Consider the following 24672-nt stretch of genomic DNA (forward strand, 5'->3'; position numbering starts at 1 on the left):
CCAGACTGTCGTTAGCGCGACAGGCCATGCGGAGACGTGGGTGAGTGGCTGAAACCAACGGTTTGCTAAACCGTCGTACTGGTAAATCCGGTACCGAGGGTTCGAATCCCTCCGTCTCCGCCACCTTCTCAATTTCTCATGGGGCCTCCCGCACCGAGGCGGTTCTTCGTCAGCCATTGCTTGCAATGGAAGACGCGGCGCGGGCGCATTAAGCCCGTCGCGGCCGTCTTGATTTCGTGAACAATGAGTTCATACTTGGCTGACCCGGAGAATGGGTTCGTTAAGATGTAGGGGTAGTCTTGGCGGATCGTGCGGGGCGATGACCGTGGGGGCTACGCTGCCAATTGGTGCGACATGCGCGTCCTGATCATAGAGGACAATAGCCGCCTGGCGGGTCTCATCTCGCATGGCATAGCCCAGCATGGCTTCAGCGGGGACGGGGTCGAGAGCATCGACGAGGCCGAGGTGGCGCTTGCCAGCGTGGCTTATGATGCGGTTATCCTGGATCTGGGACTTCCCGACGGCGACGGACTCGAATGGCTGCGCCGCGAACGGCCGGGACATCCACTGCCGCCGATCCTGATCCTGACAGCGCGCGACGGCATGGGCGACCGCGTCGCCGGGCTCGATGCGGGGGCGGACGACTATCTCGTCAAGCCGGTCGAAATCGAAGAACTCGCCGCGCGCCTTCGCGCGCTCCTGCGCCGGCCGGGCGCGCGGAGCCTTCCGGTCATCCGGGCGGGCAAACTGGCGTTCGACGTTGCGGCACGGACAGCGCGGAGCGGCAACCATGCTATCGAACTGACGCGCCGCGAAGCCGATTTGCTGGAGTTGTTGATCCGCCGCGCCGGGGCTGTCGTCCGTCGATCGACCATCGAGGAAGCGCTCTATCGGTTCGATGAGCCGGTCACCCCCAATGCGGTCGAGGCGATCGTATCCAGGCTTCGCCATAAACTCAACGAGGCCGATTATCCCGACAGGCTCATAACCGTTCGCGGAATGGGATATCTGCTCCGGGACTACGCGGATTAGGGCGCCGCATTCCGTATCCCGCCGCCTGACGCGGGGCCTAGCATGGACGGGTGCATTTGGCGGCCTTGCGTTGATCATTTTCGTCAGCTTCGATGTCGAAGTCATGCTCGAGCAAAAAACGGCGGCCGACAGCTGGCGCGGCGAGTGGCTCGAAATCGGCGAACATGTCGTGCTGCCGCTCCTCTTGCTCATGGTGCCGATGTTTTTCGCCGCAAGATGGGTTATTCGGACATCGCTCGCTCCGCTTGGCGCAGCTGCCGCCCGTATGGATTCGGTCGTCGGCACCGAACGGGGTTTCCGCATCGATCTGGCGGAATTCCCTCTCGAAACGCAGCCTTTTGCACGCGCGCTCAACGACCTGCTGGCGCGTCTCGACGGCGTGGCAGAGCAACGCGAAGCCTTCGCCGCCAATGTCGCCCACGAACTCCGGACACCGTTGGCGATCCTGATGATCGAACTCGACCGACTGGGTTCACCCGATGCTCTGCGGCTCAAGAAGGATGTCGCCGCGATGAAGCGGCTGGTCGGTCAGATCATGATGATGGCGCAGGTGGAGGCCGATATGGCGGCACCGGTAGCGCGCGACCGGGTTTGCCTTCTCGACGTGGCGATGGATGTGGCCAACCGCTTCGCGCCGCTGGCGGCGGAGCAGGGCAGGCATCTGGAATTGGTCGTCGAAGGCGAACCCGCGGTTTCCGGAATCAGGGAAATGCTGACGGCAGCGGTTTCCAATCTGGTAGAAAATGCCCTCCGCGTAACGCCTGAAAACGGAACAGTCGTGATCTCGGTCGGTCCCGATATCCGCATTGGTGTCGGGGACGGGGGCGCGGGTTTGTCGGCGGCCGAGCTTGCGGCGCTCAGTCAGCGGTTCGCCCGCGCCGATCACGCCAGCGGGGGCGGCGCGGGGCTAGGTCTGGCGATTGTCGCGCGGATTGTCGAAATCCACCATGCCCGACTGGTTACAAACCCCCATAGGAAAGAAATTTACCTGATATTTCAGGATGCGCCAAAACGTGTTGAACAATCCGATAGCGTGCCAAGTTAACCGTCAGGTTGGCGTCAGGTTGGGCTCATAGGGTCCACTTGACCGATTCGTTTCATAACTAAAAGGTAAGCCTTCCCGCTCGGGTCGCGGCGGCGGGAGGGGGTCATGCGGGAATATGTTTGTCGGCACGTGCCAAGGCAAGTACCCGTGGGGGGGCTGTTCCGTGACGGTAGAAACAGGTGAAATTCTGGTTGCGGATAGCCATCCGCTTTGCCGTGAAGGACTGACCACGCTTTTCGCGCGAAACCTCGGTCTATCCAATTTGATCGAAGCATGGGATTTTCCGACCGTCATGGCGAGAATGACGGCGCGGCGATCGGTCGATTTTGTGACCGTCGACCTCGGCCTGCCGGGAATGCGCAAGCGCGAAGGCTTGCGCGATCTGCGCGTCAAATTTCCCGAAGTGCGCGTCGTTGTCGTGACCGCGTCCCGCGACCGCGAGGCGGTGCTCGACGCACTGGGCGCGGGCGTTCACGGCTATATTCCCAAGGATCTTCCCGTGCACGAGATGGCAGAGGCGCTGCGCATGGTGCTGGCGGGCCAGATTTATGTCCCGCCGTTCCTTTCAGACCTGACCGTGCGAAAGGCGAGTTTCGCGGACGAAGATGGCGGCGCGCACGAGGCCGCGTTGACGGGACGTCAGTTCGAGGTGCTGAACCTCCTTGCTGCCGGGCGCTCTAACAAGGAAATCGCCAGGCTGCTGTGCATCGCCGAAGGGACAGTCAAGGTACATATCGCCGCGGCATTTCGCATGCTTGGCGTTCATAACCGGGTCAGCGCGGTCGCGGTTATGCAGGCGCGGGCGTTCAACGACGACCCCGCCGAAACCTATCTGCCCGGTCTTCTCGAAGAGAGGCGCGGCAGGCCGATGCTTCAGCGCAATTTCAGCGGGCCGTCGCAGATTTCGTACCGGCGCTGAGGCGGTCCTTTCGTCCTTCCAGTTCCCAGTTTTTCCAGGCCCGGGCTTTCGGGCGCGTCGGCCTGCGCCTTTGGCGCGGCACCACTATATCAAAAGGACTATATCGAAACTGACATCGTTATAGGCCCCGTGAATATAGAACGGCGGGAACGTAATAGGTCGCCAGTCCAACTCGACGACGTTGCCCTGCGAGCCATAACTTACAACCACATAATCCGCAGATCGGCCGCCTGTTGCGAGTCGAAGATCGTCGAATGGTGGGAGGCGCGCGCGGATTTACTGCAGGGAGGTAAACATGGTTACGTATATCCGCAGCGATCTCGAATTCATTCTGGACCAGATCAAGATTGCTGAAGCCCATGCCGCCGGGCAGCCGCTCTACGGCCCTGGCGGGCTCGTCCCCGCATATAATCTTTCGTTCGGTTTGCGCACCGTCGACGGCAGCTATAACCATTTGCTTCCGGGCCAGGAAAAATGGGGCGCGTCGAACGTGCAGTTCCCGTCGTTGCTCGATCCGGTCTATCGGCCGGCCGACGGCACGCTGTTCGATCCTGACGGGCCGATGGGGCCGGCGCCAGCGATGCCGACGGCGGCCAACTACAACCCGTCGAACAATCCGAATTCGCTCGTCTTCGACAGCAGCCTGCGAACGATCTCCAACCTGCTGGTCGATCAGACGCTGGGGAATCCGGCGGCCATCCTCGAGGGGCTGGCGCGCGCGGGCGATCCCGACCCCTTGACCACGCTTCCGGCCATCACGGCGATCTATCAGGCCTTCAAGCCTGCCTCCGACGCTGAATATCAGGCGCGCGTGGTGCTGCAGAATGCGCAGACCGCCGCGACGGAGGCCGATGACGGACTGCCCGGCGACACGCCGGAAGAGGTGGCTGCACAAGCCGCACTTGCTGCGGCGACCGCGGCACATGATGTGACCGTCGCCGACCTGGAAGCGGCGCGCGCCGTCCGCGACGCCGCGCTCGAGCCCTATGGGCTCGCGATGGACGGCGACAATGTCCATCTGCCCAATATTTCACCCGACGGCGGCCTGTCGGCCTCGTTCAACTCGTGGTTCACCCTGTTCGGCCAATTCTTCGATCATGGTCTCGACCTGATCAACAAGGGCGGTAGCGGCACCGTCTTCATTCCGCTGGAGCCCGACGATCCGCTCTATGTCGAGGGCAGCCACACCAACTTCATGGTGCTGACGCGCGCAACGGTTTCGGCTGGCACCGACGGGATCATGGGAACCGCCGACGATGTGCGGCCGGTCAACACGACCACCTCCTACGTCGACCAGAACCAGACCTATGCCTCGCATGCCTCGCACCAGGTATTCCTGCGGCAGTATGAGGTGAATGCGGCGGGCCATCCGGTCGCGACCGGCAAGCTGATCGAAGGTTCAGCCGATCCTGACAATGACGGCAATGCCAACGGTATTCCAGGTGGCATGGCGACCTGGGGCGAGGTCAAAGCGCAGGCGCTGATGCTCGGCATCCTGCTGACCGATCAGGACGTTGGCAAGGTGCCGTTGCTGCGCACCGATGCTTATGGCAATTTCATCCCGAACGCCGCGGGCTATGCGCAGGTCATCACCGGCATCGGTGCGGACGGGATTCCCAACACCGCCGACGACATAGTGATATCGGGCACGCCCGTCGCGCCGGTCAGTCTCGAAACGGCGATCCGCACCAACAGCGCGTTCCTTGCCGATATCGCCCACACTGCGGTGCCGAACGGCATTGAGGATGGCGACATCACGATCGGACTCGAAAACCCCGGGAACAACCCGCTGGTGTATGATAACGAGCTGCTCGACGCGCACTTCATGGCCGGCGACGGCCGCGTGAACGAGAATATCGGACTGACCGCGGTTCACCATGTGTTCCACGCCGAACATAACCGCTTGGTCGAACATACCAAAGAGGTCGTCCTCGCCACGGGCGATCTGGCGTTCCTCAACGAATGGCTGGCCGATGATGTCGCGTCGCTGCCGACCACGCCGGCGCAGGTCGCAGCGCTGGTGTGGGACGGCGAACGCCTGTTCCAGGCCGCGAAATTCGGCACCGAAATGCAGTATCAGCATCTCGTGTTCGAGGAATTCGCGCGCAAGATCCAGCCGCAGGTGGACTTCTTCATTGTCCCCGACGGGTTCGACACGACGATCAATCCCGACATCGTCGCTGAATTCGCCCATGTCGTCTATCGCTTCGGTCATTCGATGCTGACCGAAGATATCGACCGGTTCGGCCCGACCTTCACGCCGAACGACATCAGCCTGATCGAGGGCTTCCTCAACCCCACCGCATATAATGGGGTTGGCGGGGCCATCGAAGACGGCCTCGCGGCGGGCGACATCGTCCGCGGCATGACCCGTCAGGTGGGCAACGAGATCGACGAATTCGTCACCAGTGCGCTGCGCAACAACCTGCTCGGCCTGCCACTCGATCTGGCGACGATTAACCTTGCCCGCGGCCGTGACACCGGCGTTCCCTCGCTGAACGCAGCGCGCCGCGAATTCTATGAGGTCACGAACAACGACGCGCGACTGAAGCCTTATGAAAGCTGGGTCGACTTCGCGGGCAATCTCAAAAATGAGGCGTCGATCATCAACTTCATCGCGGCCTATGGCCTGCATCCTCTCATCACCGGCGAAACGACGGTGGAGGGCAAGCGCGCTGCAGCGATGGCGATCATCTTCGGTACCGATCAGACGGTGCTGGGTGATCCCAATGATCCGCTCGACGATCGCGTCATTCTGGCGGCCGATGCGCCCGATGCATTCGACTTCCTCAACGGCGAAGGCGCCTGGACGAGCGGTCCGAACGGGGTGACGATCACCGGGCTCGATAATGTCGATCTCTGGATCGGCGGCCTCGCCGAAAAGATCCTGCCGTTCGGCGGGATGCTCGGCTCTACCTTCAACTTCGTCTTCGAAGTGCAGATGGAGCAGCTGCAGAATGCCGACCGCTTCTATTATCTCCAGCGTCTCGACGGCCTGCATCTCTTCAGCGAGATGGAAGGCAACAGCTTCGCCGGGATGATCATGCGCAACACCAATGCGACGCATCTTCCCTCCGACGTCTTCTCGACGCCCGGACTGATCCTGGAGGTCGACCAGACGCGGCAATTCAACGATCTGGACGGCGACGGCGACCTCGAGAGCAATGATCCACTCGGCGGCGGCATTCTGACCCCGCTCGTCGTTCGCAACAACCCCGGCACCGTCGGTCCCGACACCAACTATCTTCGCTACACCGGCGATGAGCATGTGGTGCTGGGCGGCACCGAGGGCGCCGATATCATCATCGCCAGCGAAGGCGACGACACGATCTTCGGCGATGGCGGGAACGACACGCTCGAAGGCGGCGCGGGCAACGACATCATCAACGCCGGCGCGGGCGACGACGTCGTCCGCGACATCGGCGGCGATGACAATGTCAAGCTGGGCGACGGTCATGACGCGATCAACACCGGACCGGGTCTCGACCTGGTGCTCGGTGGGCGCGGTCAGGACTTCATCGTGCTCGGCAGCGACGCCGGATCGGAAGTCTTTGCCGGTGAAGGCAATGACTTCATCCTCGGGAATATCACCGCCGAACGCATCCTCGGTAACGAGGGCGACGACTGGATCGAGCATGGCACGTTCGACGGCGCGCCCGGCGACAATTTCGACGAAATTTTCGCGCAGGATGGTGTCGTCGGGCATGACGTGTTCTTCGGACTGGGCGGCTTCGACGAGTTCATCGCCGAAGGCGGCGACGACATCATGGTCGGTAGCCCGGGCCGCGCCAAAATGGCCGGCATGTCGGGTTGGGACTGGGCGATCTACAAGGATAATATCGCCGGCACCGACGCCGACCTGACGCGTGGCATCGTGTTCGACGAAAACCCGACGCCTCCGCCCAACGCGACGCAAGACGCCTATGAAAGCGTCGAAGGGCTTTCCGGGTCGCGCTTCAACGATATCCTGTCCGGATCGAATACAACGGCCGCCGAACGCGCGCCATTCGATCAAGGCGGAACGGAAGGCTATACCGGGAGCAACCTCGACGCCGCCGGCATAGCACGGATATCCGGGCTGCAGGCTGTGCTCGGGGCCGGTGTTACCTCATTCAACGCCGGTGACATCATACTCGGCGGTGACGGCAGCGACCTGATCCGGGGCAATGGCGGCGACGATATCATCGACGGCGACAAATGGCTGAACGTGCGGATCAGCGTTCGCGAGGCTGTCGGTCCCAATGGTGGGGTCGGTGCGGAAATCGCGACCGCGAATAGCATGACCGAGCTTGTGACGCGGGTTTTCAACCGGCAAATCAATCCCGGGCAGCTCGTGATCGTCCGCGAAATCCTGACCGACACCACGGCGGGCGACACGGATATCGCCGCGTTCTCCGACCTTCGGGCCAATTATGACATTACCTATAATGCCAATGGCACGGTCACCGTGGCGCATGCCCGCGGCACGCAACTCGACGGCACCGACACGCTGCGCAACATCGAACGCATGCGCTTCTCTGACGTCGAAATTGCGGTCAACTCGCCGGCGACGGGCCAGCCCGTCATCAGCGATCTGACGCCGACCGAAGGTCAGTTGCTGACGGTGAATACCGCGGCGATTGCCGATGCGAACGGCCTCGGGGCGTTCAGCTACCAGTGGCAACAATCGGCCAATGGTGTGACCTGGGCCAATATCGCCGGCGCGACCAACGCGACCTTCACGCCCAACAATCCCGGCGGAACGACCTTTGGCGCCCAGGCCGGGCTTCAGCTGCGCGTCGTGGTGAGCTTCACCGATGGCGGCGGCACGGCCGAACAGGTCACATCCAACGCCACCGGACCGACCGGGGTCGACTGGGACGGCAACGGCAATAACAACACGCTGGCCGGCACCGCGGGCGACGATATCGCCGACGGCGGCGGCGGCAACGATACGCTGAACGGCAACGACGGCAACGACCTGCTGAACGGCGAAGGTGACAATGACACCATCAACGGCGGTCAGGGCAACGACGTTCTGAACGGCGGCGGCGGCAACGACAATGTCACCGGCGGTATCGGTAACGACACGATGAGTGGCGGAGCAGGCGATGATACGCTGACCGGCGGCGCGGGCAACGACACGATCGATGGCAATGGCGCCGACGACGTCGCGGTCTTTGCCGGAGCGGTCGGGAACTACAGTGTCACGACCAGCGGAACGTCGCTTGTCGTCACCGACAACACCGGAGCAGACGGTGTCGACACGGTGAGCAACGTCGAAACGCTCCGGTTCAATGGCGTAAACTATGCGGTCGTCGCCGGAACCGCCGGCAACAACAACAATCTCAACGGCGCCAACGGAGCCGCAGGCTCGCAGGCGGTGTTCGGCTTTGCCGGCAACGACTCGATCAATGGCGGTGCCGGCAACGACATCATCAATGGTGGTGACGGGACCGATACCATAACGCAGACCGGTGCGACCGGTGGCAGGGATCTGGTCGACGGCGGGGCCGGCACGGACACTTATGTGCTGGCGGGCAATGCGACGGTCGAAACCTTCCGCATCTATGCCCGGGCAGAGGCGCTGGCGGCAGGCATCACCGGTCTCAATGCGAACACCGAGATCGTCATCACCCGCAACGGCACCAACAATGCCTCGATCATTGCCGAACTCGACAATATCGAGGAAATCAACGTCAACGCACTCAACGTATCCTCGCCAGGCGGTGTGGCACCGGGTGGCTCGGGTACGAATGGAGGCGACACGATCATGGTGATCGGGAATTTCGCCGTCACCAGCCTCAATTATAATACGATCACCGTCAACGGCGGACGCGGGGCCGACACGGTCGATATTTCGGGACTGACGTCCGACCACCGACTCGTCTTCAATACCGGTGGCGGCGCCGACCAATTCATCGGCGATCAGCGGCCTCAGGACGTGATCAATTCCACTGGCGGGAATGGCAATGGTCACGGCGGCGGTTCCGGCGGTTCGGTCTATCAGCAGGACAACCCGCTCCATATGATCCGGACGCTGATCGACGACTGGATGGAAGTGAACGGGCGCCACGTCCGGCATCATTTCGACGCAGACTATCCGTTTGCTTGACCAGCTTGGCGCCGGGACCTCCCCCCCGGCCCGGCGCCACTTTTTCCGATAATCAGGGAGGATTGCATGCGACTGTTCTGGATGCCCGTTCCACCGGCATTGTCAGAAGCCGTCCGCGCTTGCCGGACTCACTTCATTCTCGCAGCAACATTCAGCGCGTTGATCAACATCCTGTATCTGGCGCCGACCATCTACATGATGCAGGTGTACGACCGGGTGGTGCCCACCAACGGCGTATTGACGCTGATCTTCATCACCGTCGTCGTGGGCGTCGCGATCGCCACGCTGTCGGCGCTCGATGCGATCCGCGTACGGTTGATGACGCGCGCATCATTGCGTCTCGACCGCTTGCTCTCGGGCGAAATATTGGACCGGCTGCTGGCGCGCTCGCGCGCTTTGCCCGGAGCCCCCTCGACCCAGCAGGCGATGCGCGAATTCGACGTGCTGCGGCAGTCGCTTGCCGGGCAAGCGGCCACCGCCTTGTTCGACGTCCCCTGGACGCCGCTCTATCTGTTCGTGGCTTTTCTCATTCATCCGCTTTTGGGTGTATTGGTGCTTGCCGCAGGCAGCGTGCTTGTCGCACTCGCGATCACCAACGAGAGGCGCAGCAAGGCGAAGGCCGATGAGGCGCATCATGCCAGCGCGGCCGCGTATGAATCGCACGAGGCCATGTTGCGCAAGGCCGAGGTCGTGCGCGCGCTCGGGATGCGGCGCGCGCTGATATCGCGCCATATTCAGCAGCGCAGTGTCGGCCTGAACGCCGTCGCCGACCTGCAGTTTTCGGGCAGCCGTTATAACGCGCTCGTCAAATTCGTGCGGATGTTCATGCAATCCTTCGCGCTCGGCGTCGGCGCCTGGCTTGCTATCAACGGGCAGATTTCGGTCGGCGCGATCATCGCCGCCTCGGTCTTGCTAAGCCGCGCCCTGCAGCCGATCGAGCAACTCGTCGGTTTGTGGCCGAATATCGTCCAGTCGCGTCAGGCGATCCAGACGCTCGGCCGGCTGTTCGACCAAGCGAACGGGCCGGTGTCGCGCACGAGTTTGCCCGATCCGACGGGGCAGGTCGATCTTCAGGGGGTTGTCGTCCGCAATCCCGAAGGCAGCGCGATCCTGCTCAAGAATATATCGCTGAAACTGACGCCCGGCGAGGTGTTGGGCATCGTCGGCCCGTCGGGCGCGGGCAAGACCACCCTCGCGCGCGTCGTCGCCGGGGCGCTGCCGCCCGATCTCGGCGAAATAAGGATCGACGGCGCCAACCTGGCCGACTGGGATCCCGAACAGATTGCACAGCATATCGGCTATCTTCCGCAGGATTGCGGTTTGCTGCCCGGGACGATCAGCGAAAATGTGTCGCGCTTCGGCGCGGCGCGCGGTGTGCCGCCTGAGGTCGTCGACGAGCAAGTTATCGCCGCTGCCCGTCTGGCCGGCGTCCATGAAATGATCCTGCATTTGCCGGGCGGTTACGACACGATAATCGAAGGCAATGGGCACAAGCTGTCGGCAGGGCAGGCGCAGCGCGTCGCGCTGGCGCGCGCGCTTTATGGCAATCCGTGCATCCTGGTGCTCGATGAACCAAACTCGGCGCTCGACAGCGATGGCGAGGAAGCGCTGTCGCGGGCGATCGGCGCCGCCAAGCTGCATGGCGCGGCGATCATGATCGTCGCGCATCGTGCGGCGATCCTGGCGAGCGCCGACAAGCTGGCGGTTCTCGCCGACGGGGCGATCGTCGGGATGGGGCCGCGCGACGAAATCCTGCAGGCACTCAAGAATTCGGCGGCACAGCAAAATGTCGTTCCTATCCATGAAGGAGCCCGGCCATGACCGATATGTCCTGGAAGCCGCCAAGGGGAGGGGATGGCCCTTCCGGCCATGACTCCGCGGACCGGCCACATCGCGAATTGCGTATCGGCGGCCTTGTCGTGGCCTTCTTCTTCGTGGGCCTTCTCGGATGGGCGTCGATGACGCCGCTCGATGCCGGAGCCTATGCACCCGGCGTGATTGCGGTGTCGGGCAGCCGCCAGGCGGTTCAACATCGCGAGGGCGGGATTGTGACCGACCTCCATGTCGTCGAGGGGCAAACCGTCAAAAAGGGCGAACCGCTCCTCACCATCTCGGCGTCGGAGCTGGTTGCGGCCGAACGCGGGCTGACAGGCGAGGTCATCGCCTTGCTCGCCCAGCGCGCCCGTCTGGCCGCCGAGCTTGGCGGCCTGAGCAGCGTCGCCGAACCCGCGGAATTTGCATCGCTCGCTCCCGAAAACAGGGCCCTGGCCGCCGAAGCCTTGCGCGGCCAGCGCCAGCTGTTCCAGGCGCGGCGTAATTCCGTGCAAACCCAGCGGAACGTCCTGCGTCAGAGGATGCGCCAGCATTCTGAGCAGATCAATGGTTTCAGCTATCAGATGCAATCGAACAAGCTACAGCAACAGCTGATTGGCGATGAGCTGCAAGGGCTGCGTACGCTGTTGCCCAAGGGCTTTGTGTCGATCAATCGCGTGCGCAGCATGGAGCGCTCCGCCGCCGAACTCGACGGGTCCTATGGCGCCTATCGCGCCGACATCGCGCGCTCGTCCGAGGCGATTGGCGAGGCGCAGATGCAGATCGTCGGCATCGACAAGCAAATGCTCGAGGAGGTCGCGGCGCAGAAACAGGAGGGCCAAGTCCGTCTCGACGAGCTTCAGCCAAAGTTGACCGCGGTCCGTGAACAGCTCGCCCGTTCGACGGTGCGCGCCCCAGCGGGCGGCCGGGTGGTGGGGCTGAAAGTCTTTACCGTCGGCGGCGTCGTCGCGGCAGGCGACACGTTGATGGAGATCGTTCCGCAGGACCGGGCCCTGGTCATTGATGGCAAGGCATCGCCGACCGATGCCGACGATCTGGCGCCGGGAATGAAGACCCAGATCCGCTTTACCGCCTTGCAGGAACGCAACCTGCCGATCCTCGTCGGTCAAATTTCCAAGATTTCGGCCGACAGCTTCGAGGACGAGCGTTCGGGGATGCGCTATTTCAAGATCGAGTTGGTCGTGCCGCCCAGCGAGCTCGCAAAGCTCAAGCAGGTTCGCCAGGACGGCGGGCTCCGCGCCGGGTTGCCCGTCGATATCATGATCCCGCTGCGCAAGCGGACGGCGCTCTCATACCTCATCGAGCCGCTCACCCAGACGCTGTGGATGGCCGGGCGCGAAAACTGAATACTCCTTCGGCACGGGGCGGGGGCTCTGCCGCTTCCCCCGGCCGGAGAAGCTAAATCATATTGTAATTGCGAATCACTCTCGATAATGGCCGTGCATCCTTAAGGTAGAGCTCCCGGATGCATGCACCGACACCCCCGCGACCGGCGACGAAGAAGAGCCGGAAAGCCTTTTGGCTGAAGCAGCTCCACATGTGGCACTGGATGAGTTCGGCTATCAGCCTGATCGGCCTGCTGCTGTTCGCGGTCACCGGCTTCACGCTCAACCACGCCGCCGACATCGAGGCCGCGCCGGTCGTTACCGAAAAGGCAGCGCAAATGCCGCCCGCGCTGCTTGCGCGGCTGAAATCGGCAACGCCCGCTGCCGAAAAGGCGCCGCTGCCCGCGGACGTCGCTGAATGGGTCGAGGACAGCTTCCCGGTCAAGGCGTCGGGGGAGGCCGAGTGGTCGGCGGACGAGGTCTATCTGCCCGCGCCGCGCCCCGGCGGCGACGCATGGGTCGCAATCGACCTAGTGACCGGCGCGGTGTCAAGCGAGGTGACCAGCCGCGGCTGGGTCTCCTACCTCAACGATCTCCACAAGGGGCGCAATTCGGGCGGCGAGTGGAGCCTGTTCATCGACGTCTTCGCCTTCGCCTGCCTGATCTTTGCGATAACAGGCCTCGTCCTGCTCTGGCTGCACTCGGCGAAGCGCATGAGCACTTGGCCACTCGTCGGCATGGGACTCGCGCTTCCCGCTGCCATCGCCATCATCTTCATCCACTAGGGAGACCGTCCATGCAGCTTTCCACCCCGGTACGCGTCATCGGCACGCTTGGCCTCGGCGCGATATTCGCAGCCCCGGCGCTCGCCGCCGATCCGGGCACGATGGACGTCACGATCAATATCCCGCGGCTGAAGGTCGCCGAATATCATAAGCCTTATGTCGCGATCTGGGTCGAAAAAGCCGGCGGTACGGCGAAGACGGTCGCGGTCTGGTACGATTATGACATGAAGGCGAACGAGGGCACGAAATGGCTTCGCGACGTCCGCCAATGGTGGCGCGCCGCAGGACGCTCGATGACCTTTCCCGCGAACGGCATCACCGGCGCCACCCGTGCACCGGGCGCACACAAGGTCTCCTTCTCGCGGGCGCAGCTCGGCGCGGCCGCGCCCGGACAATATACGCTGGTGATCGAGGCGGCGCGCGAGGTCGGTGGCCGCGAACTTCTGCGCATCCCCTTCACCTGGCCCGCAAAGGCCGGGGCGGGCGGACGCGCTGCGGGAACGACCGAACTCGGCGCTGTTTCGGTTGCCTTCCGTTAAAGCTGAAAGGACAGGGATATGAAGAAGCGAATTTGGGGTTTCGCCGCAACTGCTGCGCTTGCGGCGCTGGTTGCCGTTCCGGCGTCGGCGCATCGCCAGTGGATGCTGCCGTCGTCGACCGTCCTGTCGGGCGACGACGTGTGGGTCACCGTCGACGCGGCGGTATCGAACGATCTCTTCTATTTCGAGCATCAGCCGCTCCGCCTCGATGCGATGAAGGCGTGGGCGCCCGACGGAAGCGAAGCGACGATCGAGAATAAGTCGACCGGACGTTATCGCAGCACCTTCGACGTCCATTTGACGCAGAAAGGCACGTGGCGGATCGCTTCGGTCGCCGACATGCTGATGGGCAGCTATGAGCTGAACGGCAAGACCGAGCGGCTGCCGCGCGGCACGACGGCGGCGAACCTCGCCGAGCGCGTGCCGGCGGGGGCGACCAATGTGAAGACCGCCGAGGCGAACAACCGCAACGAGATTTTTGTGACGGTCGGCGAACCGACGACGACGCTGTTCAAGCCGACAGGCAAGGGCATCGAACTCGTGCCAGTAACGCACCCCAACGACCTGATTTCAGGCGAGACCGCGACCTTCCAATTCCTGCTCGACGGCAAGCCGGCGGCGGGCCTGCCGGTGACCTTGATCCCCGGCGGTATCCGCTATCGCGACCAGCTGGGTCAGGTCGACGTCAAGACCGGCGCCGACGGGAAGGTCGAGCTGACATGGCCTGGACCTGGCCTCTACTGGCTCAACGTCACGACCCCGCAGGCCGAACAGGCGGAGGGCGCCCCGCCCGTCATTGCGCGCCGGGCCAGCTATGTGACGACGCTCGAGGTGCTGGCACCCTGACCGATCGGATCCTCATCCCCCGCGCCTTGACGCCCGCGGCTTTCGCCGGGCGCGACGCGGGGGCTGCGACCGAGTTTTTCTCGGGCGAGACGATGGGGACAAGCTGGTCCCTGCAGGCGGTCGCGCCGCCCGTGGCGACCCTGCACGGCGTTCAGGCGGCGCTCGACCTCGTCGTCGCGCAGATGAGCCAGTGGGAGCGCGAATCCGACCTAGCACGCTTCAACCGTGCCGAGCCCGGCACATGGTGCGAGATCCCGGCCGAATTCGCGCATGTCATCGGGGCCGCGCTCGACCTTTCGCGCGCCAGCGGCGGGGCCTTCGACCCCGGCCTCGGCCGTTTCACCGAAGCGTGGGGGTTTGGCAGTGCCGGACGGGCGGGGCCGGTGCCCGACGCCGGAAAGATTCTCGCCGACCGCATGATCGAATTCGATCCGGCAACGCGGCGCCTCCGGCGCGGCGCGGGCGCCGCGCTCGATTTGTCGGGCATTGCCAAAGGGTACGGCGTCGACCTTGCCGCCGAATGGTTGCTCGACATCGGCGTGCGGCACTTCCTGCTCGAGGTCGGGGGTGAGCTGCGGGGCGAGGGGATACGGCCCGATGGCCAGCCATGGTGGGTCGATGTCGAGATGCCGCCGACATCGTCGATTCCGCCGTGGCGGATCGCGCTCCACGACCTGTCCGCGGCGACATCGGGCAATTATCGCCGCGGCGTCACCGTTGACGATCGTTATTATTCGCACAGCTTCGATCCGCAGACCGGCCAGCCGATCGTCAATGCGGTGTCGTCGGTCACCGTGCTTCACCGCAGCTGCATGATGGCCGATGGCTGGGCGACCGCGCTGACCGTCCTCGGACCGCAAGCGGGCATTGCGCTCGCCGATGAACAGAAATTGGCGGCGTGTGTGATCGCGGGCGACCGCGAATATGTCTCACACGCATGGCGCGCGATGCAGGATTAGCTGTCGGCCCAGCGACGCAGCAGATTGTGATACACGCCCGTCAGGCGCACGACCGTTGCATCGCCCTGACCAAGCGCCGTCGCGGCGCCCTGAACGCCCATGTCGAGATCGAAGAGCAGGTTGCGCTGGCCCTGGTCGCGCACCATCGACTGGATCCACATAAAGCTGGCCACCCGTGTTCCCGATGTGACGGGTTCGACGCGATGGACCGTCGTCGATGGATAGAGGATCATATGGCCGGCGGGCAATTTGATACCCGGTTCCTGCGCAAAGCCTTCGATGACGAGGCCGCCGCCATCATAGCTGTCGGGATCGGCAAGGAAGAGCGTTGCGGACAGGTCGCTGCGCATCCGGAAATCGCTGCCGCGCCGCATGCGGATCGCATTATCGATATGGTCGCCGAAATTCTCGCCGCCGGCATAGCGGTTGAAATAGGGCGGATAGATTTTGAGCGGCAGCGCCGCGGCGATGAACAGCGGCGCGCGGCCCAGCGCGTCGAGGACGATGCGTCCTGCTTCCGCGGCGGCTTCGCCGAATTCGGGGAGTTGCTGGTTGCGTTTGGCAAGCGCGGCTTGCGGGCCCGATGTCTCGTTACCGTCGATCCATTCGGCGGCGTCGAGGATCGAGCGGAGCTTGGCGACGCCATCGGCGTCGAGCACGTCGGGAATGATGCGGATCATGCGCCGCTTCTAGGCATAAAGGGGCGGGAACGGCAATCGCCGCGCCCGCCCTCTGGATCAGAAATTGTAGAAGAGGCTGAACACCGCCGAGCGCGAGTCGCCGGGGGTTGCCCAGCCGCCCGTTACGGCGCCGCCACCGACCACGCCGGCGCCGGAGATCGTCGCCGCGCCGACATTGTTGCGGACGCCGGTGTAATAATCTTCGTTCGTGAAGTTGCTGACGTTGAGCTGCGCCACGAGGCCGTTCTTGAAGTCGTACGACACGAACGCGCGGTGGATCAGATAATCGTCGACCATGAACTGCGTGCGCTGCGCGAGGTTGCGCTGGTTGGTCGCGAACTTGCCCTGATAGGTCAGGCCGTATCCGATCTGCAGGCCGAACGGGAAGGCATAGGTGGTGAACAGGCTGCCCGAATGCTTCGGGGTCTGGATCAGGCGATCGCCACGCTGCGGATCGGGGATCGCGGCGTTGTTGAGGCAGCCTGTCGCACCCGGCGTCGCAAGGCAGAAGTCCGAAACGCTCTGCCGAACTTCGCTGTCGAGATAGGTGTAGTTGGCGAAGATCGCCCATTCGGGGGTGACATTGCCGCTGACGCCGAGCGCGAGGCCGTCGACGCGCGACTGGCCATCGAGCACCTGCAGCGAGTTGGGCTGCGCGGGATCGTTCGACGGGATGCGGAAATTGGTGCGTTCGTTGCGGAACAGCGCGGCGGTGAGCAGCAGCTTCTTGTCGAACAGTTCGGCCTTGGCGCCAATCTCGTAGGTACGCGCCTTTTCGGGCGCTACCGCGCACGGATCGGCCGCGCCCGGTGCCGCCGGCAGGCCGCAGCCCGCGCGCACGGTGGCCGAGGTCGGCGTCTTGGCATTGCCATAGGCGGCGTAGAGGCTGACATTTTCGATCGGGTGGAAGACCGCGCCGAAGCGATAGGAGAAGAGATTCTCGTCGCTGGTCTGATCGGCGCCGCGGACATAGACCGCGCCGGTCGCGGGCGTCGTCACCGTGTCGGCGCGGAAGACCGTCCGCACGCTTTCATACCGGATACCGGCGTTCAGTTCGAACATCGGCGAGATTTCGAGCGTGTCGAACGCGTAAACGGCAAGGTTTCGCGTGTCGCCATAGCTGTTGCCGGTGCGGATATAATTGACCGGGCCGGTCCAGACCGTGTTCGGGGCGGTCAGGCTGATCGGCGGCTGCGCCGGGTTCGGCGTCGCGCCGCCGGCGTTGCGCAGCAACTGCGCATTTTCGATCGAATAATCTTCCTGGCTGTACGACGCGCCGATCACCAGCGTGTTGAACAGGCCGCCCTTGGCGCCGCTGACGACGGTCAGGTCGGTCTGGTTGTGGATCAGGTCGTTGACCTGATCGCGGACGAGGCCGCGCGGGCCGGCGGGATAATAGAATCCCGGCGTATTCTGGCCGGCGAGGCAGGCGCTGCCGACGGTCGCATTGGCGCTGCCGCCGACCGGCTGCAGCCCGCTTGCAAGGCAGAAGACGCCCTGCGGCGCGCTCGTCTGGCTATACTGGTGGACGCGCTGCCAGCGGGTCAGGTTGCGGATCGAGACATTGTCGCTGAACGCATGGCGGAAGGTCGCGGTCAGGCGATCGACCTTGGTCTTCTGTTCGTCGAGATTGACGATGCCGAAATAGTCGCTGTCGTCGACGCCAGCGAGCGGGCCATCGTTCACGCCGCTCAGGAAGAAGGGCACGCCATAGATCGGCGTATTGTCGTCGTCCTGGTGGATGTAAGCGAGCGTCAGGCTGGTGTCGCTTTCGACGCCGATCGTGATCGACGGCGCGACGCCCCAGCGCTGGTAGGATTCGACGTCGCGGCCGGGCACGTCATTTTCATGATACATCGCGTTGATGCGGACCGCAATCAGGTCATTGAGGCGCCAGTTGCTGTCGACCGCGGCACGATAATAATTGTCGGTGCCGACCGCAGCCTGCACCGTCGTCGCATTGCGCGCGAAGGGAATCTTGCTGACGAGGTTGATCGTTCCGCCGACGCTGCCCGATCCGTTGAAGACCGAGTTGGCGCCGTTATAGACCTCGATCTGCTGCAGGTTGAAGGGGTCTGTACGGCTGTATTGCGCGCTGTCGCGAACGCCGTCGACGGTCAGGTCGTTGTTCGCCGAATAGCCGCGCAGGTTGATCGAGTCGCCATAGCCGCCGCCACCTTCGCCGGCGCCGAAGGTGATACCGGGGATCGTCGTGAGCGCATCGCGAAGCGTCAGCAGATTCTGCTGGCGGATCTGCTCCTGCGACACGACCGTGATCGTCTGTGGCGTATCGACGACAGGCGCTGTCGACTTGGGCGATTCCACCTCGTTCGCGAGCGTGCCGCTGACGATGATCTCGCTGCGGCCGCCGGGGGCGTCCTGCGCCGCATCTGCCTCGGCGGCGAGCGCGGGTGCGCTGATCAGGCTGCCCACGCAGGAGAGAGCGAGGAACGAGGCGGATGATGGTTTCACGGTAAACCCCCTGTTTTGTGATTGGTTCGGGGCGCCCGCTATTGAGAGTCGATTGCAAAGTCAACTCTAATGCGAATCATTCGCGACTTTGTCGCAATTGATACCAATTGAGGAGAGTCTCAGTTTCGGCGTTCGAGCCACCAGCTCTGCCGCCAGCCATATTGGCTCGCGACGGGTTCGCCGGCGGAATTGGTCGCGGGCTTGAAGCGGAAGCGGTCTTCGATGAGCCGGCACGTCGTCTGGTCAAGCGAGGCGTCACCGCTCGGCCGCGTCACGCGGCATCCGCTCACGCGGCCGCTGGCCTCGATGGTGAAGCGGACTTCGACCTCGCCGCCCGCCTTGGCGCGGCTCGCTTCGCGCGGATAGTCGCGGTCGTGGATCGTGCCGCTGCGCCACACGGCCTTGGTGCCGCCGCCGGTGCCGCTTCCGGATCCGCCTGAGCCCGTGCCATCGCCGCGTCCACCGGCGCCCGAGCCGGACCCGGGAGTCGGCGTCGCGCCTGCCGATGCGTCGTTGCCCGCGCCTGGCCGCGGAGCGGCGGCGACCGGCGGCACAATCGGCGGCAGCTCGGTTTTCGGCGCGAAGACCGGTGCCGCCTTGGCGTGCTTGTTCGCCGCCGAGGCTTTGCCGCTGGCCCTTTGGCTCGACGCTTTAGCGGGCGTGACCTGTTCGCGCGGCGGCGGAGGGGGCGCGGGGATAGCGATTGCGGTGATCGCATCGCTTGCCTTGCGCACGACCTCGAGATCGAGACCGCTGGCGAGGCCAATGCCGATCGCAAGTACCGCGATCAGCGCCCCGCCTCCGGATATAGCGCGCTGTCGTGCCGAAACCTGCCCTGTATAGGCCATCGTGCCGCCGCCTCATTATCGCGCGCCGCTGCGCGCTGGCGACCCGCTTACAGGAATTCGTCTAGCGTGGACATGAACCGGTCGAACTGGTCGTGGTGCAGCCAGTGGCCGGCATTTTCGAACTCGATCACCTTGGCGGTGTTGAAATGTTCGAGCCGGCCGTCCTTCTCGGGGTTCGATGCCCAGCTGTTCGCGCCATAGAGCAGCAGCGTGGGACAGGTGATTGCGCCCCACAAAGCGGCAATGTCTGCCTGCGGCATATCGAAGGCGGGCCAGACGTTGAGATAATTGTCGAACTTCCAGCTCCACGTCCCATCTTCGTTCCGGCTGATACCGTTGATCGTGAGGTGACGCGCCTGCGCTTCGGTCAGGTAACTGTTCTCGCCCATCATCCGTGCCAGCGCGTCGTCGAGCGTCGCATAGCGCCGCGGCGTGCGCCCGGCCGCCTGGCGCTTGTCGTCGATCCATTTGCGGAAGCGTTCAGCATATGGCGTCTTCGCGCGCTCGGCCATCACCTTGGGCGACGGGCCAAGCCCTTCGATCGCGACGAGCTTGCGCACATTTTCGGGATAGAGCCCGGTGTAGCGCAGCGCGATATTGCCGCCCATCGAATGCGCGACGATCGTGATGGGGCCAAGGTCGATCTGGTGGATCAACTGGGCGAGGTCATAGACAAAGGCGTCCATCGCGTAATTGCCATCAGGCGACCATGCGCTGTCGCCATGACCACGCAGATCGGGCGCGATGATATGATAGCGATCGCGCAGTTTCTCGGCGACCCAGTCCCAGTTGCGACAATGGTCGCGGCCGCCATGGACGAGCAGCAACGGCGGCGCGCCGCGATTGCCCCAGTCGACATAGTGCAGCTTGAGCCGCTGCGAGATGAAGCTGTTCGAGGTGGGGCCGGCACTTGCCATCGGATCATCCTTGCTGTCTGTTCCAGTTTCAAAAGGCGACTGGTTTCGATCCGTCAACCCCGGATCGCCTTCAACGCAGACCAAGGGAGAGAGGCATGACGACATTCCGCGATAACCTGCTGGCCGGAAAGACGGCCTTTGTTGCCGGGGGCACAAGCGGCATCAATCTGGGGATCGCCAAGCGCTTCGCCGAACTCGGCGCCAAGGTCGCCGTGGCGGGCCGCGATCCAGACAAGGCGGCGCGTGCAGCAGCGGAGATTGGTCAGGGCGCGCTCGGCCTGTCGGGTGACGTCCGCGACTATGCTGCTATCCGCAGCGTGATGGAGCGCGTTGCGGGCGAACTGGGGGCGATGGATATCGTCATTTCCGGGGCAGCGGGTAATTTCCTCGCGCCGGCGCTCGGCATGTCCGCCAACGCGTTCCGCACCGTCGTCGATATCGACCTCAACGGTACCTTCAACGTGTTCCGCGGTTGTCACGACCTGCTCAACCGTCCCGGCGCCTCGCTGATCGCGATCACGGCGGGGCAGGCGGTCAATGCGTCGGCGCTGCAAGCGCATGCCTGCGCCGCCAAGGCGGGGATCAACCAGTTGATTCGCGTGCTCGCGCTCGAATGGGGTCCCGAGGTGCGCGTGAACGGCATCTCGCCGGGGCCGATCGCAGATACCGAAGGGATGAAACGCTTAGCCCCCGATGCGGAAACGCGGCAGGCCCATTACGACCGGATCGCGATGAAACGCTGGGGCAAGGTCGAGGAAGTCGCCGAATCGGCTGTGTTCCTCTGCTCGCCCGCGGCCGGTTATATCACCGGCACGATACTCGACTGCGACGGCGGCAGTCAGATTGGCGACGCGTCGCGCGGCGACTTGGCGAAGGGAATGGCCTGAAAGCAAAAACGCCGCCAACCCGTTGGGGTGGCGGCGTTTTTAATGGTGGGCGTGGCAAGGATTGAACTTGCGACCCCTGCGATGTCAACACAGTGCTCTACCACTGAGCTACACGCCCATCCCTTGGGGTGACGCGCCCCCTAAAGGCCTCTGCGCGGCTTGGCAAGCCCTTCGCGCAAGGCGTCGTCTTTATTGTTGGCTCGACCGGTCGCTGCGGCCGAACATATTGTCGACCTCTCGCACCAGATCCTTGAGGTGGAAGGGCTTCGACAGCAGCTTCGCCTGTGGCACATTTTCCTCGGCGCGCAGCGAAACCGCGGCAAAGCCGGTGATGAACATCACCTGCGTTTGCGGCGCCGCTTTTGCCGTATGCTGGGCAAGTTCGATCCCGTCCATTTCGGGCATGACGATATCCGACAGCAAAAGGTCGAATGTCCCAGAATCGATATAGGGAACGGCGGCAGTGCCGCGATCGACCGCCGTGACGTGATAGCCGGCGCTGGTCAGCGCCCGCGCTAGATACTCGCGCATCACGTCATCATCTTCAGCGAGCAAAATACGAATCATGCTGAAATCTGTTCCCTGGTCCTCAGTGCGGCCGGTTCCGGTCGGCTGCACCCTCTTCGACACCCTGCATAGCGTCAGAGATTTAACAAATTGACGCGCGGCGCTGGATTCGTCCTGCTTTTTTTGCCACCCATCGCTTATGCCATCCCGCACCATCCTGCCCGCCGCCATCGCTGTCAACCGGCCCGCGGTGAGTGGCCCGGTGGTTGTGTCGGTGCCGCACGCGGGACGCATTTACCCGCCCGAGATATTGGCCGCAGCGCGGGTCGACCGGCCAAGCCTCGAACGACTCGAAGACAGCTGGTCCGACCTGATCGCGGCCGGTGCCGTCGATGCGGGGGCAACGGTCGTCCATGCGCTGTGGGCGCGCGCGGTCGTCGATCTCAATCGCGGTGAGGGGCAGATGGCGCCGGGCGAAGTTGCCATGCCGCTCCGGGCGCAATTTTCGGCGCCGGGGCGCAAGGAGCGCGCGGGGCTTGGCGTCGTGCCGACGCGGCTCGCCGACTGCGGTCCGCTGTGGAAACGGCCGATCGACGGCGCGGGGCTGGAGTGGCGCCTCGAATCCTTCCACCGGCCCTATCACGCGGCTCTGGCCGATGCGTTGACCGCGGCGCGCAACCGATTTGGCCATGCGATATTGATCGATCTTCATTCGATGCCGTCGATTCCGCCGGGCCAACCGGGGCATGGCGCGCGAATCGTCGTCGGCGATCGTTTCGGTGAAACCGCGGGCGATTGGCTGATCGACCGCACGATGGCGTCTTCGGTTCGCCTGGGTGAAATCGTGACGCGCAATCAGCCCTACGCCGGTGGCCACATTGTCCGTACGCATGGCCGGCCCGGCGATGGGGTCCATGCCATTCAGATCGAACTCGACCGAAGCCTCTATCTGGCTCCCGACCGATCGCCGGATTCGGCGCGCGTCGCGCGGCTCGCACGCTGGTTCTCGGAACTTGTCAGCGATTTAGGGCAGATGCGGCCCGAGGCCGAAATATTCCCGCAGGCCGCTGAATAAAAAACCACCTCGTACCGAAGTACGAGGTGGCCAGGGTCCAGGGAGGACGCGTCCGCGTCAATGAAGACGGGACACTCGCCGCGATGGAAAGGGGGAAAACCACGGCGGCGTAGAAGAGATTTAGGATGTTGTGCGCCGACTTACAAGAAGCGACGGCACAGAATCTGCAATATGCAGGAAATTGGTCGGGGAGAGAGGATTCGAACCTCCGGCCCCTGCCTCCCGAAGACAGTGCTCTACCAGGCTGAGCTACTCCCCGACCGATCTGCGCGCCGACCGGGGTCGCCGCGAAGGCAGGGCGGTCCTCTAGACGCGCAATCTGTGAACTTCAAGCGCCAATCGGCACATTGAAGATGATTGCCCGAACTAGAGCATTTCGGCAGTTCGAAAACTGAAATGACCCAGTTCGACGAAAATCAGATGATCGACCAGATCGATGTCGAAGGCGCGCAGCAACAGCGCGGCTTCCTGCGTCGCGTCGATGTCGGCATCGCTCGGCGACGCCACGCCGGACGGGTGATTATGCGCCATGATGACGGTCGCAATTCCGCGGTCGAGCAGGGCGCGCCAGCATCGCGGCGGCACGATACAGCGGCCGGTGGCATCGCCCTCGATGCGCTCCAGCCGGACGAGGCGATCGAACGCATCGAATCCGGCGATAAGCAAGGTTTCGCGGTCGGCGTCGAACAGCGGGCGCAGCAATTGCTGCGCCACTGCATCCTCGGAGTGCGACGGCACGAATCCAGCCGAGGCTTCCGGCTCCGGCATTTTGCCGACGGGTTCGTAAAGGGTCATCAATACCCCCATGCGCCCGCCGCGCGCGATTCCCAACGCGTGACTGCCCCGCATCGGAGGCATTGTGACGTCACGCCTGTTGGTCCCTTGTCCGCTTGCGACGCGGGGCCTAGCACGAAGAGACAAAGCCGGGAGCCGAGTCTTGCCTGATTCCATCCATTATGAACTTCAATATCTCGACCTGATGCGGCGCATCTGGGTTGAGGGCGACGAACGCGTCGATCGCACGGGCGTGGGGACACGGTCGCTGTTCGGTGAGACGATGCGATTCTCGCTGAAGGACGACGCGATCCCGCTGCTCACTACCAAGCGCGTCTATTGGAAGACCGGGCTGCGCGAACTGCTGTGGTTCCTGACCGGCGACACCAATATCCGCTCGCTCGTTTCGCAGGGCGTGAAGATCTGGACCGACTGGCCGCTTGACAAATATCGCCGCGCGACCGGCGAGGCGATCAGCGCCGAGGATTTCGAGGCGCGGATCATCGCGGATGAGGATTTCGCCGCAAAGTGGGGCGATCTTGGACCCGTTTACGGCCATCAGTGGGTGAACTGGCCGCGTTACGAACCGGCAGGCGAGGGGCTTTTTCGCCGTGCAAGCCAAGGGCACAACCAGATTGCGGCGCTGGTCGATTCGCTCAAGAATAATCCGGGCTCGCGGCGGCATATCTTCACCGGCTGGAACGTCGCCGACCTCGACCGCATGGCGCTGCCGCCGTGTCACATGACCTATCAGTTTCATGTCCGCAGCGACGGCGGGCTGTCGTGCCTGCTGTTCCAGCGCTCGTGCGACCTGGGATTGGGCTTTGCTTTCAATGTCTTCGAAGCGGCGTTGCTGACGCGCATGGTTGCCGAGCAGGCGGGGCTGCACGCACATGAACTCGTCTGGACCGGCGGCGATGTGCACCTCTACCTGAACCATCGGGAGCTGGTCGAACAGCAGTTGTCGCGCGTTCCGGGCGGGGCGCCGAAGCTGCGCATCCTTCGCCGCCCTTCGAGCATTTTTGAGTATCGGTTCGAGGATTTCGCGGTCGAGGATTATGCGCCGCAAGCGCATATTTCTGCGCCTGTCGCGGTCTGAGCGCCATGATTGCATTCGTATGGCGACCGTAATAAT

General features: G+C 63.7%; 19 protein-coding genes and 3 tRNA genes. 14 read left to right on the plus strand and 8 right to left on the minus strand.

Annotated features, from left to right (window positions below; genetic code table 11):
- Positions 1–30: 30 nt before the first annotated feature.
- The 11 genes from GGC65_RS01150 (at position 31) to GGC65_RS01200 (ending at position 15377) form a co-directional block, all read left to right on the plus strand.
- Positions 31–123: transfer RNA gene (locus GGC65_RS01150), tRNA-Ser, on the plus strand.
- Positions 124–354: 231 nt separating this feature from the next.
- Positions 355–1032 carry a response regulator transcription factor gene (locus GGC65_RS01155; protein ID WP_192645486.1) on the plus strand — a complete coding sequence of 226 codons (678 nt, stop codon included), beginning with the start codon at positions 355–357 and terminating at the stop codon, positions 1030–1032.
- A 70-nt stretch (positions 1033–1102) separates the two neighbouring features.
- Complete coding sequence (locus tag GGC65_RS01160) at positions 1103–2077, plus strand: sensor histidine kinase (RefSeq protein WP_192645487.1); 975 nt, start codon at positions 1103–1105, stop codon at positions 2075–2077.
- A 115-nt stretch (positions 2078–2192) separates the two neighbouring features.
- Positions 2193–2996 (plus strand): LuxR C-terminal-related transcriptional regulator, encoded by an 804-nt coding sequence (locus tag GGC65_RS01165; RefSeq protein ID WP_192645488.1) that lies wholly within the window; start codon positions 2193–2195, stop codon positions 2994–2996.
- A 295-nt stretch (positions 2997–3291) separates the two neighbouring features.
- The gene (locus GGC65_RS01170; RefSeq protein ID WP_192645489.1) at positions 3292–9090 is read left to right on the plus strand and encodes a peroxidase family protein; all 5799 of its coding nucleotides are present in this window, start codon (positions 3292–3294) and stop codon (positions 9088–9090) included.
- Positions 9091–9156: 66 nt separating this feature from the next.
- Positions 9157–10911, plus strand: a complete 1755-nt coding sequence (locus tag GGC65_RS01175; protein WP_192645490.1) for a type I secretion system permease/ATPase — start codon at positions 9157–9159, stop codon at positions 10909–10911.
- Complete coding sequence (locus GGC65_RS01180; protein ID WP_192645491.1) at positions 10908–12269, plus strand: HlyD family type I secretion periplasmic adaptor subunit; 1362 nt, start codon at positions 10908–10910, stop codon at positions 12267–12269. The genes GGC65_RS01175 and GGC65_RS01180 overlap by 4 nt, the downstream gene beginning before the upstream one ends.
- A 119-nt stretch (positions 12270–12388) precedes the next feature.
- On the plus strand, positions 12389–13033 hold the full coding sequence (locus GGC65_RS01185; protein WP_192645492.1) for a PepSY-associated TM helix domain-containing protein: 645 nt from the start codon (positions 12389–12391) through the stop codon (positions 13031–13033).
- An 11-nt stretch (positions 13034–13044) separates the two neighbouring features.
- A complete protein-coding gene (locus GGC65_RS01190; protein ID WP_192645493.1) occupies positions 13045–13572 on the plus strand; it encodes a DUF2271 domain-containing protein in 528 nt (175 codons plus the stop codon).
- An 18-nt stretch (positions 13573–13590) separates the two neighbouring features.
- On the plus strand, positions 13591–14418 hold the full coding sequence (locus tag GGC65_RS01195) for a DUF4198 domain-containing protein (RefSeq protein WP_192645494.1): 828 nt from the start codon (positions 13591–13593) through the stop codon (positions 14416–14418).
- A gap of 26 nt (positions 14419–14444) precedes the next feature.
- On the plus strand, positions 14445–15377 hold the full coding sequence (locus GGC65_RS01200; protein ID WP_225940619.1) for an FAD:protein FMN transferase: 933 nt from the start codon (positions 14445–14447) through the stop codon (positions 15375–15377).
- Here the strand turns inward: GGC65_RS01200 and GGC65_RS01205 are convergent.
- From GGC65_RS01205 to GGC65_RS01220, 4 genes are all read right to left on the minus strand, one after another.
- A complete protein-coding gene (locus GGC65_RS01205; RefSeq protein ID WP_192645495.1) occupies positions 15374–16057 on the minus strand; it encodes a Fe2+-dependent dioxygenase in 684 nt (227 codons plus the stop codon). The genes GGC65_RS01200 and GGC65_RS01205 overlap by 4 nt on opposite strands.
- Before the next feature lie 57 nt (positions 16058–16114).
- Positions 16115–18529, minus strand: coding sequence for a TonB-dependent receptor (locus tag GGC65_RS01210; RefSeq protein ID WP_192645496.1), 2415 nt, complete (start codon positions 18527–18529; stop codon positions 16115–16117).
- Between the two features lie 119 nt (positions 18530–18648).
- Positions 18649–19377 carry an energy transducer TonB gene (locus GGC65_RS01215; RefSeq protein ID WP_192645497.1) on the minus strand — a complete coding sequence of 243 codons (729 nt, stop codon included), beginning with the start codon at positions 19375–19377 and terminating at the stop codon, positions 18649–18651.
- Positions 19378–19424: 47 nt separating this feature from the next.
- Complete coding sequence (locus tag GGC65_RS01220; protein WP_192645498.1) at positions 19425–20294, minus strand: alpha/beta fold hydrolase; 870 nt, start codon at positions 20292–20294, stop codon at positions 19425–19427.
- A gap of 95 nt (positions 20295–20389) precedes the next feature.
- Here GGC65_RS01220 and GGC65_RS01225 point away from each other — a divergent pair, with 95 nt between their 5' ends.
- Positions 20390–21181: an SDR family oxidoreductase gene (locus GGC65_RS01225; RefSeq protein WP_192645499.1), complete on the plus strand. Its 792-nt coding sequence runs from the start codon at positions 20390–20392 to the stop codon at positions 21179–21181.
- A gap of 43 nt (positions 21182–21224) precedes the next feature.
- On the opposite strand, the gene GGC65_RS01230 is transcribed toward GGC65_RS01225, so the two are convergent.
- Both GGC65_RS01230 and cpdR read right to left on the minus strand, forming a co-directional pair.
- Positions 21225–21299, minus strand: a tRNA-Val gene (locus GGC65_RS01230).
- 71 nt (positions 21300–21370) lie between these two features.
- Positions 21371–21748, minus strand: a complete 378-nt coding sequence (cpdR, locus tag GGC65_RS01235; protein ID WP_037510756.1) for a cell cycle two-component system response regulator CpdR — start codon at positions 21746–21748, stop codon at positions 21371–21373.
- Between the two features lie 139 nt (positions 21749–21887).
- Here cpdR and GGC65_RS01240 point away from each other — a divergent pair, with 139 nt between their 5' ends.
- The gene (locus GGC65_RS01240; protein WP_192645500.1) at positions 21888–22763 is read left to right on the plus strand and encodes an N-formylglutamate amidohydrolase; all 876 of its coding nucleotides are present in this window, start codon (positions 21888–21890) and stop codon (positions 22761–22763) included.
- A 182-nt stretch (positions 22764–22945) separates the two neighbouring features.
- Here the strand turns inward: GGC65_RS01240 and GGC65_RS01245 are convergent.
- Together GGC65_RS01245 and GGC65_RS01250 are read right to left on the minus strand one after the other, a co-directional pair.
- Positions 22946–23022 (minus strand) — tRNA-Pro (locus GGC65_RS01245).
- Positions 23023–23129: 107 nt separating this feature from the next.
- Complete coding sequence (locus tag GGC65_RS01250) at positions 23130–23558, minus strand: JAB domain-containing protein (protein ID WP_225940620.1); 429 nt, start codon at positions 23556–23558, stop codon at positions 23130–23132.
- A gap of 142 nt (positions 23559–23700) precedes the next feature.
- On the opposite strand from GGC65_RS01250, the gene thyA reads away from it, so the two are divergent.
- The gene (gene thyA / locus GGC65_RS01255; RefSeq protein ID WP_192645502.1) at positions 23701–24636 is read left to right on the plus strand and encodes a thymidylate synthase; all 936 of its coding nucleotides are present in this window, start codon (positions 23701–23703) and stop codon (positions 24634–24636) included.
- Positions 24637–24672: the final 36 nt, after the last annotated feature.

The organism is Sphingopyxis sp. OAS728 (genome assembly GCF_014873485.1).
In the GTDB taxonomy this organism is placed as follows: Bacteria; Pseudomonadota; Alphaproteobacteria; order Sphingomonadales; family Sphingomonadaceae; genus Sphingopyxis.